Below are 15,639 nucleotides of genomic sequence, written 5' to 3'. Positions count from 1 at the left end.
CGCAGCTGCGGCCACGACACAGGAGAGCAGGGACTGCAGATGGCCGACTTGACCATCAACGCCGACGACGTCCGCAATGCTTTGAACGAGTTCGCAGCGTCCTACGACCCGGCGCGCACCGAGCGCGTCGAGGTCGGACGGGTGATCTCGGCGGCCGACGGCATCGCCCGCGTCGAGGGACTGCCCTCGACCATGGCCAACGAACTTCTCCGTTTCCAGGACGGAACCCTGGGCCTGGCTCAGAACCTCGACACCCGCGAGATCGGCGTCGTGATCCTCGGTGACTTCTCCGGGATCGAGGAGGGCCAGGAGGTGCACCGCACCGGCGAGGTCCTCTCGGTGCCGGTGGGCGACAAGTTCCTGGGACGCGTCGTGGACCCGCTGGGAGCCCCGATCGACGACCTGGGGGACATCGAGCCGGAGGGTCGCCGCGCGCTGGAGCTCCAGGCCCCCTCGGTCGTGCAGCGCAAGTCCGTGCACGAGCCGCTCCAGACGGGCATCAAGGGCATCGACGCGATGATCCCGATCGGCCGTGGCCAGCGTCAGCTGATCATCGGCGACCGTCAGACCGGCAAGACCGCCATCGCCATCGACACGATCCTGAACCAGAAGGCGAACTGGGACTCCGGCGACGTCACCAAGCAGGTCCGCTGCATCTACGTCGCGGTCGGCCAGAAGGCCTCCACCATCGCGGCCGTGCGCCAGACGCTGGAGGAGCAGGGAGCGCTGGAGTACACCACCATCGTGGCCTCGCCGGCCTCTGACCCGGCGGGCTTCAAGTACCTTGCGCCGTTTGCCGGCTCGGCCATCGGCCAGCACTGGATGTACGGCGGCAAGCACGTCCTGATCATCTTCGACGACCTCTCGAAGCAGGCCGAGGCCTACCGTGCGGTCTCGTTGCTGCTGCGCCGCCCGCCGGGGCGCGAGGCCTTCCCGGGCGACGTGTTCTACCTGCACTCCCGTCTGCTGGAGCGTTGTGCGAAGCTCTCCGACGAGCTGGGCGCCGGCTCGATGACCGGACTGCCGATCGTGGAGACCAAGGCCAACGACGTCTCGGCCTACATCCCGACCAACGTCATCTCCATCACCGACGGGCAGATCTTCCTGCAGTCGGACCTCTTCAACGCCAACCAGCGCCCCGCGGTCGACGTCGGCATCTCGGTGTCCCGCGTCGGCGGTGCAGCCCAGGTCAAGGCCATGAAGAAGGTGGCGGGCACGCTGAAGCTGGACCTCGCGCAGTACCGCGACATGCAGGCCTTCGCGATGTTCGCCTCGGACCTCGACCCGACCACTCGTCAGCAGCTGGTCCGCGGTGAGCGTCAGATGGAGCTGCTCAAGCAGGCGCAGTACTCCCCGTACCCGGTCGAGGAGCAGGTCGTCTCCATCTGGGCAGGTTCCAAGGGCCACCTGGATGATGTCGAGGTCAACGACGTCAAGCGCTTCGAGCAGGACTGGATCGAGCACCTGCGTCGCAAGACGACCGTGCTGACCAACCTCGCGGAGTCCGGCAAGCTCGAGGACGACACCCTCTCCGAGCTGGAGCAGGCCATCGTGGAGTTCAAGCGGTCCTTCCACGCGGAGGGTCCGCAGTCGATCGTCGGCAACGAGCAGGCCGAGGCGCTGTCCGCGGACGAGATCGGTCAGGAAGAGATCGTCGCTCAGGACCGCTGAGTCGAGCTGACTCTGACTCCAGCCGTCGACGTCGGCGCAGGAGAGGGCTCGCTGCAGAGCCAGCTCTTCGCCACGTCGGCGGCGGAGCCGACCACTTCAGGGAAGGACAAGCATGGGAGCCCAGATCCGGGTCTACCGTGAGAAGATCGCATCGACCTCGTCGATGAAGAAGATCTTCAAAGCGATGGAGCTGATCGCGACCTCGCGGATCGGCAAGGCGCGCCAGCGCGTGCGCGCGTCGCTGCCGTATTCGGAGGCCATCACCCGCGCGGTCTCGGCCGTGGCCTCGCAGGACGACATCGAGCATGTGCTGACGCAGAAGTCGGAGAACCCGACCCGCGCGGCGGTGCTGATCATGACCTCTGACCGCGGTCTCGCCGGTGCCTACTCGACCAACGTGCTCAAGCGTGCCGAGTCGCTCATCGCCTACCTCCGCGAGGAGGACAAGGAGGTCCGTCCGTATCTCTACGGTCGCAAGGCCCAGGCGTACTTCGACTTCCGTGAGCGTGAGTACGACCAGGTTTGGACCGGAGGGACTGACTCTCCGGCGGTGGAGACCGCCCGCGAGATCGGGGATGCCCTGATCGAGCGTTTCGTCCAGGACGCCTCCGAGGGCGGCGTGGACGAGCTGTACCTGGTCTACACCGAGTTCAAGTCGATGATCAGCCAGGAGCCGGTGGTCCACCGGATGCTGCCGCTGGCCGTCGTCGAGAAGGAGGTCGAGGCCGAGGACGAGCTGCTGCCGCTCTACGAGTTCGAGCCGACCCCGGAGGACGTGCTCGACGCGCTGCTGCCGCGCTACGTCGAGTCGCGCATCTTCTCGGCGATGCTCGAAGCCTCAGCCTCGGAGCTGGCCGCACGTCAGCGGGCGATGAAGTCCGCCGCAGACAACGCCGACGAGCTGATCCGCAAGTACACGCTGCTGCGCAACAACGCACGACAGGCCGAGATCACCCAGGAGCTCACTGAGCTCATCGCGGGCGCCGACGCGCTGTCCGCGAGCTAAGCAGCCCACGGGGCGGAGCCAACGACCGCCCGAACTGACCGCTTTGACATCATCCAACATCAAGTGAAGTGAGAGAGATGACTGCCAGTACTGCAGAACAGTCCGCCGTGGCCGTTCCGTCGGGTGCGACCGGTCGTATCGCCCGGGTCATCGGCCCGGTCGTCGACATCGAGTTCCCTGCTGACGCCATGCCGGAGATCTACAACGCGTTGACCACCGAGGTGACCCTCGGCGGCGAGACCAAGACGATCACCTTCGAGACAGCCCAGCACCTGGGCGACAACCTCGTCCGGGGCATCTCGATGCAGGGGGCCGACGGTCTCGTGCGTGGCCTGCCGGTGCACGACACCGGCTCGGCGATCTCCGTGCCGGTGGGTGACTCCGTCAAGGGCCACATCTTCAACGTCCTGGGGGAGACCCTGGACATGCCGACCTCCGAGCTGGAGATCGAGGACCGCTGGCCGATCCACCGTCAGCCTCCGAACTTCGCGGCCCTGGAGGGCTCCACCGAGATGCTGGAGACCGGCATCAAGGTCATCGACCTGCTGACCCCCTACATCCAGGGTGGCAAGATCGGTCTGTTCGGTGGTGCCGGTGTGGGCAAGACCGTGCTCATCCAGGAGATGATCACGCGTGTGGCCCGAAACTTCGGCGGCACCTCGGTCTTCGCCGGTGTCGGTGAGCGGACCCGTGAGGGCAACGACCTCTGGGTCGAGATGGAAGAGGCCGGCGTGCTCAAGGACACCGCTCTGGTGTTCGGCCAGATGGACGAGCCGCCCGGCACCCGTCTGCGGGTGGCGCTGTCCGCTTTGACGATGGCGGAGTACTTCCGGGACGTGAAGAACCAGGACGTGCTGCTCTTCATCGACAACATCTTCCGCTTCTCCCAGGCTGGCATGGAGGTCTCCACCCTGCTGGGGCGCATGCCCTCGGCAGTGGGCTACCAGCCGAACCTGGCGGACGAGATGGGTGTGCTCCAGGAGCGCATCACCTCGACCCGTGGCCACTCCATCACCTCGATGCAGGCCGTCTACGTCCCCGCCGACGACTACACCGACCCGGCGCCGGCGAACGTGTTCGCCCACCTGGACGCGACCACCGAGCTCTCGCGTGCGATCGCCTCGCGTGGTCTCTACCCCGCGGTGGACCCGCTCAGCTCGACCTCGCGCATCATGGACCCGCAGTACATCGGTCAGGCGCACTATGACACGGCGACCCGCGTGAAGCAGATCTTGCAGAAGAACAAGGAACTGCAGGACATCATCGCGATCCTCGGTGTGGACGAGCTCTCCGAAGAGGACAAGATCATGGTCTCGCGCGCCCGCCGCATCGAGCAGTTCCTCTCCCAGAACACCTACACCGCGGTGCAGTTCACCGGCGTCGAGGGTTCGACGGTGCCGATCAAGGACACCGTCGAGGGCTTCAACGCGATCTGCAACGGCGATCTCGACCACATTCCGGAGCAGGCGTTCTACAACGTCGGTGGCCTGGACGACGTCGAGCAGAAGTACGCCGAGCTGCAGAAGAACTCCTGAGTCTTCGGACATCACGGGGAAGGAACAGATCATGGCTGAACTCGACGTCCAGGTGGTCTCCCAGGACCGCGCAGTGTGGTCCGGGACCGCGAAGGCGATCCGTGGCCGCACCATCGAGGGTGACATGGGGATCCTCCCCGGTCACACTCCGGTGCTGGCGCTGCTGTCCTCCGGTGAGCTAGTCATCGAGCCGGTGGAGGGTGCCCCTGTCCGGGCGCATCTCAACGGTGGCTTCTTCTCGGTCGACTCCGACCGGGTGACCGTCGTCGCTGACGACGCCCAGCTGGTCACGGACTGACCGGCACACTCACTTCACACACTCGTAGGCCGCCGTCGAACCCCGTGAGGGGCCCGACGGCGGCCTTCGTGTGTGCGCACACCGCAGGGCTCGGCCTCTGGCGCCGTAGCGCTGCTGGTGCCGTAGGGAAAGCGAGGCGGCCAGGCCGGGGCGGGGTCAGAACAGGCGGGATTCGGCGTCATCCACGCCGCGCATCTCGTCATAGTCGAGGACCACGCAGCGGATGCCCCGGTCCTCGGCCAGGGTGCGCGCCTGCGGCCTGATCTGCTGCGCCGCGAAGACGCCTTCCACCGGGGCCAGCAGCGGGTCTCTGTTGAGCAGGTCCAGGTAGCGCGTGAGCTGCTCGACGCCGTCGATGTCCCCACGCCGCTTTAGCTCCACGGCGATGGTGCCGCCGGGGCCCTTCGCCAGGATGTCCACCGGGCCGATCGGGGTTGGGTACTCGCGGCGGATGAGGCTGTGGCCATCGCCGAGACGATCGATCTGTTCAGAGAGCAGCCGCTGCAGATCAGACTCCACCCCGTCCTTGACCAGCCCGGGGTCCGCTCCGAGCTCGTGGCGGGAGTCATGGTGGATCTCGGAGAGCGAGATGCGCAGGGTGTCGTCGCTCTTATCGGCCTTGACGGTCCAGATCTCGACGATGCCGGCCTCGGCCTCCTCGGCGTCCGGTTCGGTGACGCGCAGGGTGGCCGGAGGGGACATCCAGTTCAGCGGCTTGTAGGAGCCGCCGTCGGAATGGACGAGCACCGCGCCGTCAGCTTTGACCATCAGCAGGCGCGTCGCCTGGGCCAGGTGGGCGTTGAGTCGTCCGGTATAGGTCACGGAGCATGTCGCAATCACCAATCGCACGGTGATCGATCCTACCCGCTCCGCCGCTGCGTGCGGTGCACGCCGTGCGGTGAGATGCCGGGGCGGCTCTGCCACAATGGGGTCCATGGCGAAGGGCTCTCGAGGATCACGGCGCGGCGGGCGCGGACCCTCCAAATGGCAGCGCGAAGCCCGTCCCCTGAATCCGGGCTTGCTCTCCGCCGGAGGATTCTCTGCGGGAACGGTCTCCCGCCGTGACGGGGAGTACCATGTGCGTCGGATCGCCGCAGCCGGTGCGGCCAAGGAGTACATCTGCCCGGGATGTCACCTGGCCATCCCGGCCGGCACCGCGCACGTGGTGGCGTGGCGGGCCGACTCCCTCTTCGGGGACGAGCATGCGGCCGCCGAGCGTCGGCATTGGCACAGCCACTGCTGGCGGATCAGCTGAGCGGTTGGACGGAAGCGGCACAGGCGGTCACCGAGAGTCCTGATGGGTGATCAGCACCTCACGGATCAGCAGCATCAGGGCGGCGGCCGTCGGGATGGCCATCAGGGCGCCCAGGACGCCGAGCAGCGTGCCTCCGGCGATCACTGAGATCACGGCGACCGCGGCTGGGATCTTCACCGCCCGGGACATGATGCGCGGAGAGACCAGGTAGGCCTCGATCTGAAGGTAGATGAAGTAGATCGCCGCGAAGGTCACCGCCGTCTGCCAGTCCACGGTCAGGGCCACGAGGGTCACGAGTGAGCCGCCGGTCACCGGTCCGACCAGCGGGATGAAGGCCAGTACCCCGACGACGACGGCGAAGAGGGCCCCGAATGGCACACCGGCGATGGTGATCGCGATATAGGCCACCACACCGTTGAAGAACGCCACGCAGGCCTGGCCGATGACGTAGTAGCCCACGCCGTTGAGGATCCTCTCGCCCAGGTGCTGGATGCGCGGGCGGCGGGTTCGAGGCACGAGCCGATAGCCCCAGGCCTTCATGGTGGGCAGCGAGGCCAAGAAGTACAGGGCCAGGACCGCCACCACGAGCATCCCGAAGCCTGTGGTCAGCACAGCTGCGCCCACGCCGAAGAGTCCGCCCAGGGCATTGGTGATGTTCGACGAGTCCGCGACGAAGCGGCTGACCTCGGTGTCGATGATGTCCTGGAGCTGGAAGTCGTCGTCCAGACGCCGGAACCAGGGGGTGCGTGACATGTCGTAGACGATCTGCGGGATCGAGGTTGCGAAGTTCGACATCTGCTGGGTCACCGCGGGAGCCAGCCACGCGATGAAGGAGGCGACTGTGGTGACGAAGGTCAGCATGGTCGCGGTGACCCCGGCGGGGCGAGGGAGTCCGAGGCGCTCCAGGGCGCGGACCACCGGGTCCAGGCCCAAAGCGATGAACAGCGCCGCCCCGATCCAGACGAGCAGCTGGGTGTTCGTCTGTCCGATGTAGAAGATCAGCAGTGCCAGGCCGACGCCGACGGTGAACATGAAGCCTGTGTAGACCGGACGCGTGGTCTGCGTGAACTGCTGCAGGGCGCGCGGAGCCCTCGGATCGGGCTGCGTGGGATCGCGCTGCGTGGGACCCGGCGGGGAGGAGCCGGTGGACGCGACGTCGACGCCTGTCACGGCGGTGTCCGGGTGTCCGGAGGGCTCGTCCTGCATCGGCTGGGGCGAGGCGCCCGACGAGGTCCCCTGGGAGCCGTCTGCTGGGCGCACGGCGGACCCGGCCGGGCCGACGGCCCCGGGGGTGGCCCGCTCAGCGGGGCTCGGGTCCACTTCGGGCGGCAGTCCGTAGGCGTCGTAGCGCCGCACGGGTTCGTCAGGGTCTTCGAGGATCGGGCGCAGCGAGCGGCGCAGGCGCGAGATGCGCCGCGGAGAGTTCTTGCCCAGGTCGGCGTCAGGGCGCGCGGGGGCGTCCGGGCTGGCGTCCTCTGTCCCCGCACGACGCCCCCGTGGGGTCAGTCGCCGGAGAGCTCGCTGCAGGAGACTCACGAGGTCAGCCTAGCTGTGCGCCCTGTCGGGGCGCGGGAGGCGGTCCGGAACGTCGCGTCTACGAGCCGTCCAAGGTGCTCCCGAGCGTGACCGGATCGTTATCGTGAGTTAGTCTAAAGTGTTGGACCGCCGCCGATGTGGCGGCGGTCCGTCCGTTCATGTGCCCTCCACATCTAAGGACACCCATCCGTGCGTTTCCTGTCATCGATCCTCGCCTTCCTGCTCGGACTGGCCGCCCTGGCGGCTGGCATCGGCCTGCTGTCCGTCTGGGCTCCGCAGGAGGTCTCCACAGCGCAGACGTCCGAGGTCGAGGAGGCCCCGCTGACGGTGATCACCGACGGCGTGGTGGATCCCGAGCAGGGCAGCGAGGAATTCACCATCGAGGCTGAGGGTGAGTTCACGATCGCTCTGGCGCGTCTCGACGACATCGACGCCTGGGTGGACGATGCGGCCCATGTGCGCATCACCGGTGTGGAGGAAGGCTCCGCCGAGGAGCCGCCGAGCGTGGTCGCGGAGCATGTCGACGGCGAGGCCCAGGTGCCGGACCCTTCAGGTTCTGACCTGTGGGTCGCCACGGAGATCGCCGAAGGATCTCTGGAGTATCGCTGGGTCGCCCCCGATGACTCCGGGGACTGGGGGCTGATGCTCTTCCGCGACGGCGAGGAAGCCGCCCCGGCCGCAGTCGCTGTCGAGGTCGAGCAGCCGGTGGACCGCACCCTGGGCATCGCGCTGAGCGTGGCCGGTGCGCTGCTGATCCTGCTGGCCCTGCTGCTGTCCTACCGCGCCATGGCCGCCCGCCGGAGGGAGCGCGATGTGCTCGCCGCGGCCTATGACGGCGAGGTGGTGCCAGAGGACGCGCAGGAGGCAGAGGGGGCCGACGTCGAGGACGCAGGGGCCTCCGAACCCACGGACGCGACCACGGCGACGACGATCACCCCCGCCGCGGGCGAGGAGTCCGAGGCCTCCTCCGGGACTCTGGCCGACGCTGAGGCCGCTGATCGTGCCGAGATCGACGAGGAGGATGCCGACGACAAGGACGTCGATGGCGAGGAGGTCATGGATCTGACCTCGGAGGAGACCACTGTGATCCCTGCGACCCCCGGTGTGGAGGAGACCTCAGCCGACGGTGAGACCACCGCAGGCCCGGATGGGGTGCCGGTGCGTGAGGAGGACGACGCGACCGCCCCCGCTCCCTCGGGAACCCCCGATGAGGACCCTGCAGCTGAGGACCTTGCGGCTGAGGGCCCTGCCGCTGACAGCCAGGAGCCCGGACGCCGCTCATTCTGGTGGCGCAGTTCCTCGGTCGCGGTGCTCGCGGCCGTGGCCGTCACCGCAGTGCCCGGCGCCGACATCACCGGGAGCCTGCGCGCCTCGCCCGAGGAGGCCGAGGAGCAGGCCGAGGAGCAGGCTGAGGAGGAGTTCGACGACGCGGACGCTGAGGACGCCGGCGCTGATGTTCCCGAGGCCGGTGAGTACTCGGTGCTTCTGGAAAGCCAGCTCCAGCACATCCTGGAGGACATCGTCGAGGTCGTCGAGGCCGGTGACGAGGACCAGGATGCTGAGGTCCTCGAGGAGCGCGTCGACGGGAACGCCCTTGAGGTCCGTGAGCTCACCTACCGCAACCAGGAGATCAGCGACGCCGCCGGCCCGGAGCCTATCGGCTCCGCACCGCTCGCCGCCGCCGTCACCTCATCCACCGAGTTCCCCCGCCAGGCCGTGGTCATCACCCGACACGAAGAGTCCGAGATTCCCCAGGTGCTGGTGATCGAACAGGACTCGCCGCGGGAGAACTACCGGCTCACCCAGGCCGTGATGATGATGCCCGGCACCGAGTTCCCGGCCATCGCCGCAGAGGAAGGGGGAATCGTCCCGGTGGACCCGGAGGCCGAGGTCGCCCGCTTCGCCCCGGACTACGCCATGATCCGCACGGCGGTGTTCCTGAACAACCGTGAGTACTATTTCGGCGCGCACGTGGAGGACAACCCCTACATCGAGGACCTGCAGTCCTATCAGGAGGAGGTCCGCGAGGCGGCTGCCGACGTGGAGATCTCCTACACCCGACCCCTGGTGGAGGGGAGCACCACCGCGCTGCGGCTTCCCGACGGTTCCGTGCTCGCCGTGGGGTCCTTCGACTCCACGATGCAGCTGCGGCCGCTCGAGCTGGGGGACCAGATCATCTTCGAGGACGAGACGCTCGCTGAGCTGGCCGGCACACAGACGACCACTGCGGACGCCGACGTCATCAACCGGGAGTCGATGATCCTCCACATCCCCGCCGAGGACGAGGACCAGGTGGTCCTGCTCGGCGTGCACGATATCGTGAGTGACGTGAACATCCTCGACTGACCGTGCCCGCCCGGCCTCTGGCCGACGGGGACGGAGCAGTCGGTACGGACCAGCAGCAGTGATGGAGGAGTGAGCTCTGTGACCCAGTCAGGACCCGAATCCGAGACCGGCGCGACCGCCTCGGTGAACGCCCGTGGTGCGGTGGACCTCTCGCAGCTGGGAGGAGCCGGTGGGCCGGACCCCCAGCCGGGACAGCCCGGCGGCGAGCACGCCGCCGGTGCCGACAGCTGGGTGGTGCCGATCCGTCCTGAGCAGCTGCAGCAGATCGTGCAGCTCTCGGCCCAGGCGCCGGTGATCGTGCTGATCCACGGGGAGGACGAAGCCTCCACGACGATGCGCTCCACGCTGGCAGACCACGTGGACGCCCAGCAGGGCCGTGTGCTGCTCGCCGAGGTCGACGCCTCGATCAGCCCGGAGCTTGCGCAGGCCCAGGGAGCGGATCAGATCCCTGTGGCGACTGCCTTCGTCGGTGGGCGTCCCGTCGGTGAGTTCGACTCGTCGGTACCGGCCGACCAGCTCGGCCAGGTGGTCACCGAGATGGTCCAGTTGGCCACTCAGAACGGCATGACCCAGAAGCTTCCCCCGCAGAGCCGGCGAGCGCGTGCCGCCGAGGAGGAGCCCGAGCTGCCGCCGCTGCACCAGAAGGCCCACGACTGCTTGGAGACTGGTGACCTCGACGGAGCGATCGACGCCTACGAGCAGGCGCTGCGGGAGAACCCGGGCGACACCGACGCTTCGATCGGTCTGGCCCAGGTGCGGCTGATGCGGCGCACCCAGGACGTGGACCTCCACCAGGCTCGCTCGGCGGCGGCGCAGAGCCCGGACGACGTCGGCGCGCAGATCACTGTGGCCGACCTGGACGTCCTCGGCGGTCACGTGGAGGACGCCTTCGCCCGGTTGATCACCTTCATCCGCGGCCACTTCGGCGAAGAGCGGGAGCGGGCCAGGGCCCACCTGGTGGAGCTCTACTCCATCGTCGGGGACACCGACCCTCGGGTGAACACTTCGCGTCAGCAACTGGCCCGCGCGCTGTTCTGAGCCGATGAATCATCCTCGCGGGTGATGCTGGCCCTCCAGCCGACAGACTAGCCTGACGACCATGACAGAGTTCGGCCGCACGACGTCGCCCGCCCCGGTACTGCCGCACGACAGTGAATCCACCGGCCGCCCGCCCGCCCTGCGGCTGAGCGGCCTGGGGAAGCGGTTCGGTGAGAAGCTCGCCGTGGACGGTCTCGACCTGGAGGTCCCTCGAGGGTCGTTCTACGGCTTCGTCGGGCCCAACGGCGCTGGGAAGACCACCACGCTCTCCATGGCCACCGGCCTGCTGCGCCCGGACCACGGCAGAGCGGAGGTCGGCGGCGTCGACGTGTGGGCCCGGCCGCTCCAGGCCAAGCGCAGCATGGGTGTGCTCGCCGACGGAGTGATGCTCTTCAACCGGCTGAGCGGGGAGCAGCTCGTCACCTATGCGGGCCTGTTGCGTGGGATGGACCGGGAGACCGTCGCCGAGCGCACGGCGGACCTGCTGAGAGTTCTCGGCCTCATTGAGGCGGCGGGTCAGCTCGTCGCCGACTATTCGGCCGGAATGACCAAGAAGATCGCGCTGGCCTCCGCGATGATCCATGCTCCGGAGCTGCTCGTCCTGGACGAGCCCTTCGAGGCGGTGGACCCGGTCTCTGCCCGCACCATCCGAGGCCTGCTGGACAGCTACGTGGCCTCCGGTGGCACGGTGATCCTCTCCAGCCACGTGATGGACCTCGTGCAACGGATGTGCTCCCACGTGGGCATCATCGCCGAAGGGCGTCTGCTGGTCTCGGGGACCGTGGAGGAGGTCCGAGACGGCGGTGACCTGGAGAGTCGCTTCGTGGAGCTGGTCGGGCTCGAGGGCGGGCACGAGGAGCTGTCATGGTTGCGACTCTGATCCGCCTGAAGCTCGCGCTGGCCGCCAACAGCTTCAGACGCTCCGCCTGGCAGGTCGTCGGCACGCTGTTCATGCTGCTCTACGGGCTGGGCATGACGAGTCTGCTGGTCACCGCTCTGGTGGTGAGCGGGTCTCCGGCCGCCGGCCTGGCGCTGGAGACTCGGCACACCGTCTCCGTGCTGCTCGGCGCCGCCGTGCTGCTGCTCTGGCTGCTGATCCCGCTGTTCCTCACCGGTCGTGACAGTCTGATGGACCCCAGACATTTCGTGACCACAGCGGTACCTCGACGGTCCCTGGTCACGGGCCTGGTGCTGTGCGGCCTGCTGTCCCTCGGAGCCCTGCTCACGGTGGTGTGGCTGCTGGGCCACGTGCTCTACTGGCGCGCCGAGCCGGCGGCCATGATCACTGCCGCGGTCAGCGCTCCGATACTGCTGGTGACCTTCTCGCTGGTCAGCCAAGCGGTCACCACGACGGCCAGCGCCTGGCTGGACGGACGCCGCTTCCGTGATCTGATGGCGGTCACCGGGCTGGGCCTGGCGATCCTCGTCTGGCCGGCGTCCACGCTCGTGCAGGATGCCTTCGGCAGCCTCGCCGAGGCGCTGCCGACGGTCACCCGAGTCATCTCCTACACCCCGCTGGGCGCGGGGACCGCGCTGCCCGGGGACGTCGCGGCCGGCGACTGGGGAGGCTTCCTGATCCACCTGCTCATCCTCGCCGGGACCGCCGGTGCGGCCGTGCTGGTCATCCGCGCCGGTCTGGTCAAGATCACGGAGCGCCCCGGCTCGGCCACAGTCCGCCGCGGAGCCGCCCAGCAGGGTCGCCTGGGGCTGTTCGCTCTCCTGCCGGATCGCCCGTGGGCCGCGGTGGCCGCCCGTGCTCTGACCTATTGGCTGAAGGATCCCCGGTACGGCGGCTCGCTCGTGGTCGTGCCCGGCCTGGTGATCCTCGTGACCGTGATGCACCTGCAGACCGGGCAGACCGGCTTCCTCTATGCCCTCGGTCCCTTCTTGGCCTTCACTTTGGGCTTCGCCATCTCTGCGGATGTGGCCTATGACCACACGGCCTTCAGTCTGCACGTGACGTCAGGGGTCCGCGGCATTGATGATCGATTCGGCAGAGCCTTCGCGCTGCTGGTGTTCGCGCTGCCGGCGACCCTGTTGGCCGCGGTGATCCCCGCCCTCATCGCCGAGGGCGCCATGCAGGTGCTGCTCACCACAGGGCTGAGCCTGGGCGCCCTGTTCACCGCGGTCGGAGTCTCGCTGGTCGTCTCCGCCCGGTTCACGTATCCGGTGCCCAGGCCCGGGGAGAGCCCTTTCAAACAGCCGCAGGGTGCGATGGGGCGGGTGATGGCCGTCCAGCTGCTCTCGATGCTGGCCATCGTCGTGCTGATGATCCCGGAGCTCGCCGGCTGGATCGCCTGGCTGGTCGTCGACATCGCCTGGATCGGGGTGCTGACGGGGATCCTGGCCGTGCTCAAGGGTGCGGCGCTGCTCACCGCGGGTCTGGTCCTGGGCGCCCGCATCTACGACCGCAGCCAGCCCGAGCTGTTCCAGCAGGTCCGGGCCCACGCCTGAGCCCCGTGGTGCCGGGCCCGGTGAGCGGCCCTCGCCGCTCGGGATGGATCAGCATCCTGGCCGTGTGGCGTCGCGATGACTGTGTCAGGGATGGAGCGGTAGAATGAGGTCCATGATGGTTCACAAGCACAGCGTCCGCCTGCCCGGTGCACAGGACCTCCCTTCCGTGCCCACCGTGGCATCCTCCGACATGCACACCGCAGATCCGGCCTCCGCACCGTCCCCGGGCGGTGCGACCACGATCGAGCGTGAGCACCAGGAACAGCTGTCCGAGCCGGGTGACCATGAGCGCTTCTCGCATTATGTGAAGAAGGACAGGATCATGGAGTCGGCCCTCGAGGGGGGCGCGGTCGTCGCTCTGTGCGGCAAGGTCTGGATCCCCTCCCGCGATCCGAAGAAGTTTCCGGTCTGCCCCGAGTGCCAGGAGATCTATGAGGGCATTCAGGGTGGTGACGGGGACGGCGACGGCGGCTCAGCCGGCCGCGGGGGTGGCTTCTTCGGCTTCGGGCGCAACCGCTGACCCATCCATGACGACGGCGGGCACCTCCGCCGTGTGAACATCTCTGGCCTCAGCCCGGCCCCCGCCTGTGCGGGGGCCCTTCCCTGAGCCCGCGGCAGACCAAGCGTGGGCGGAACCAGACCACCGGACCTCGACCTTCAAGGGTGCATGCACAGCTGTGACTGATTCCTCAGGCGTTCAGACGGAGTCGCTGTTCGACGTCGGCACCGACGTCGGAGCCTCGATGCCACCGGTGTATCCGCACCGCGCCGCTCGTGGCACCGCCCCGAAGCTGCGGCAGTGGCAGCAGGAGGCGCTGGATCTCTACATCCGCAGGTCGCCCAAGGACTTCATGGCCGTGGCGACGCCCGGTGCGGGAAAGACGACCTTCGCCCTGCGCGTGGCGAAGCTTCTGGTGGACTCGGGCGAGATCAACCGCATCTGTGTGGTGGCGCCCACCGAGCATCTCAAGCGGCAGTGGGCCGACGCGGCCTCCCGCATCGGTCTGGCGATCGACCCCAACTTCAAGAACTCCGACGGCCGTCATGGCCGGCAGTTCATCGGCGTCGCGGTCACCTATGCCCAGGTGGCGAACAAGCCGGCGCTGCACCGGAACAAGACCGAGGCCGGACGCACCCTGGTGATCCTCGACGAGATCCACCACGCCGGCGACGCGCTCTCCTGGGGTGACGGCATCCGTGAGGCGTTCACCCCGGCGACGCGCCGCCTGGCGCTGACCGGCACGCCCTTCCGCTCCGACACCTCTCCGATCCCGTTCGTGGACTACACCGAGGACGCCGACGGTGTGCGGCGTTCGCAGTCCGACTACTCCTACGGCTACGGTCCGGCGCTGAAGGACAAGGTCGTCCGCCCGGTGGTCTTCATGGCCTATTCGGGGAACATGCGCTGGCGCACCTCCTCCGGAGAGGAGATGGAGGCGCAGCTCGGCGCGGCCGCGACCAAGGACATCACCAACCATGCCTGGCGCACCGCGCTCAACCCTGAGGGTGAGTGGATCCCCTCGGTCCTCTCGGCCGCGCACAAGCGGCTGCTCAACGTCCGGGAGAGGGTGGAGGACGCCGGCGGCCTGGTCATCGCCACCGACCATGAGAGCGCGCGGGCCTACGCCGCGCAGCTGGACCGCCTGACCGGGCAGAAGACCACCATTGTGCTCTCCGACGACAAGGAGGCGTCGCAGCGCATCGAGGACTTCTCCGAGGACGGGTCCCGGATGTGGATGGTGGCGGTGCGGATGGTCTCTGAGGGCGTGGACGTCCCACGGCTGTGCGTGGGCGTGTATGCGACCTCGACGTCGACTCCGCTGTTCTTCGCTCAGGCGATCGGGCGCTTCGTGCGGCGGCGCAACGCCAACGAGGTCGCCAGTGTCTTCCTGCCTTCGGTGCCCGTGCTGACCGCCCTGGCCAATGAGATGGAGGAGGAACGGGACCACGCCCTGGAGGTGCCGCAAGTCGGCGAGGAGTCCGAGATCCAGGAGCAGGATCTCCTGGACGAGGCGGAGCAGGAGGACCGTGCCTCCGAGGAGCTCACCAAGGGCAAGTTCGCGGCCCTGCACTCGAACGCCTCCTTCGACAAAGTCCTCTTTGACGGTGACGAGTTCGGACTCGGGGGAGCAGTGGGCTCCGAGGAGGAGATGGACTTTCTGGGGATCCCCGGGCTGTTGGAGCCGGACCAGGTGTCCACGCTGCTCAAGCAGCACCAGGCCCAGCAGCTGAAGCGCCGGCCGGAGGTCGCTCAGGAACGGCCCGCCGACGTGGTGGACCACCGGCAGCTGAAGAAGATCCGCGGCCAGCTGAACACCTCGGTCTCGGCCTATTCCGCGAAGACCGGGATGCACCAGGGCACGGTCCACAACAAATTGCGCGAGGCCTGCGGCGGCCCGCAGGTCGGACAGGCCACGCAGGCGCAGCTGGAGGCCCGGCTCAAGAAGCTGCAGAATTGGTTCGTGGGCCGGAAGTGAGTCCGGTGCGGTTCGGTGCTCCC

13 protein-coding genes are annotated in these 15,639 nt (G+C 68.1%); 11 read left to right on the top strand and 2 right to left on the bottom strand.

The window, feature by feature from the left end; translation table 11 throughout:
* The first annotated feature begins 39 nt into the window (after positions 1 to 39).
* The 4 genes from atpA (at position 40) to ODE13_RS13795 (ending at position 4,510) form a co-directional block, all read left to right on the top strand.
* Positions 40 to 1,671 (top strand): F0F1 ATP synthase subunit alpha, encoded by a 1,632-nt coding sequence (gene atpA / locus ODE13_RS13810; protein WP_179540244.1) that lies wholly within the window; start codon positions 40 to 42, stop codon positions 1,669 to 1,671.
* 112 nt (positions 1,672 to 1,783) lie between these two features.
* Positions 1,784 to 2,677: a F0F1 ATP synthase subunit gamma gene (locus ODE13_RS13805; RefSeq protein WP_179540243.1), complete on the top strand. Its 894-nt coding sequence runs from the start codon at positions 1,784 to 1,786 to the stop codon at positions 2,675 to 2,677.
* Positions 2,678 to 2,754: 77 nt separating this feature from the next.
* Positions 2,755 to 4,212, top strand: a complete 1,458-nt coding sequence (atpD, locus tag ODE13_RS13800) for a F0F1 ATP synthase subunit beta (RefSeq protein WP_179540242.1) — start codon at positions 2,755 to 2,757, stop codon at positions 4,210 to 4,212.
* A gap of 31 nt (positions 4,213 to 4,243) precedes the next feature.
* Complete coding sequence (locus ODE13_RS13795) at positions 4,244 to 4,510, top strand: F0F1 ATP synthase subunit epsilon (RefSeq protein WP_179540241.1); 267 nt, start codon at positions 4,244 to 4,246, stop codon at positions 4,508 to 4,510.
* A gap of 156 nt (positions 4,511 to 4,666) precedes the next feature.
* On the opposite strand, the gene nucS is transcribed toward ODE13_RS13795, so the two are convergent.
* Positions 4,667 to 5,359, bottom strand: coding sequence for an endonuclease NucS (gene nucS, locus ODE13_RS13790; protein WP_322479768.1), 693 nt, complete (start codon positions 5,357 to 5,359; stop codon positions 4,667 to 4,669).
* Positions 5,360 to 5,444: 85 nt separating this feature from the next.
* On the opposite strand from nucS, the gene ODE13_RS13785 reads away from it, so the two are divergent.
* Entirely contained in the window at positions 5,445 to 5,765 is a 321-nt protein-coding gene (locus ODE13_RS13785; protein WP_322479767.1) for a hypothetical protein, read from the top strand.
* 27 nt (positions 5,766 to 5,792) lie between these two features.
* Here the strand turns inward: ODE13_RS13785 and ODE13_RS13780 are convergent, their stop codons facing one another.
* Entirely contained in the window at positions 5,793 to 7,301 is a 1,509-nt protein-coding gene (locus ODE13_RS13780) for an AI-2E family transporter (RefSeq protein WP_322479766.1), read from the bottom strand.
* Between the two features lie 189 nt (positions 7,302 to 7,490).
* Between ODE13_RS13780 and ODE13_RS13775 the strand changes: the two genes are divergently transcribed.
* The 6 genes from ODE13_RS13775 to ODE13_RS13750 all read left to right on the top strand — a co-directional run bounded on the left by ODE13_RS13775 (position 7,491) and on the right by ODE13_RS13750 (position 15,616).
* A complete protein-coding gene (locus ODE13_RS13775) occupies positions 7,491 to 9,647 on the top strand; it encodes a hypothetical protein (RefSeq protein ID WP_322479765.1) in 2,157 nt (718 codons plus the stop codon).
* A gap of 78 nt (positions 9,648 to 9,725) precedes the next feature.
* Positions 9,726 to 10,685, top strand: a complete 960-nt coding sequence (locus tag ODE13_RS13770; protein WP_322479764.1) for a co-chaperone YbbN — start codon at positions 9,726 to 9,728, stop codon at positions 10,683 to 10,685.
* Between the two features lie 61 nt (positions 10,686 to 10,746).
* Entirely contained in the window at positions 10,747 to 11,565 is an 819-nt protein-coding gene (locus tag ODE13_RS13765) for an ABC transporter ATP-binding protein (protein WP_322479763.1), read from the top strand.
* Entirely contained in the window at positions 11,550 to 13,139 is a 1,590-nt protein-coding gene (locus ODE13_RS13760; RefSeq protein WP_322479762.1) for a transporter, read from the top strand. Before ODE13_RS13765 ends, ODE13_RS13760 begins: the two co-directional genes overlap by 16 nt.
* A gap of 112 nt (positions 13,140 to 13,251) precedes the next feature.
* Entirely contained in the window at positions 13,252 to 13,659 is a 408-nt protein-coding gene (locus ODE13_RS13755; RefSeq protein WP_416210709.1) for a DUF3039 domain-containing protein, read from the top strand.
* A 223-nt stretch (positions 13,660 to 13,882) separates the two neighbouring features.
* Positions 13,883 to 15,616: a DEAD/DEAH box helicase gene (locus ODE13_RS13750; RefSeq protein ID WP_322479794.1), complete on the top strand. Its 1,734-nt coding sequence runs from the start codon at positions 13,883 to 13,885 to the stop codon at positions 15,614 to 15,616.
* Positions 15,617 to 15,639 lie beyond the last annotated feature (23 nt).

The sequence above is a fragment of the Nesterenkonia sp. HG001 genome (assembly GCF_034438835.1).
GTDB lineage: Bacteria > Actinomycetota > Actinomycetes > Actinomycetales > Micrococcaceae > Nesterenkonia > Nesterenkonia xinjiangensis.
Note: the sequence above shows the minus strand (reverse complement) of the source record. Positions and strands in the feature narration are given on the sequence as shown.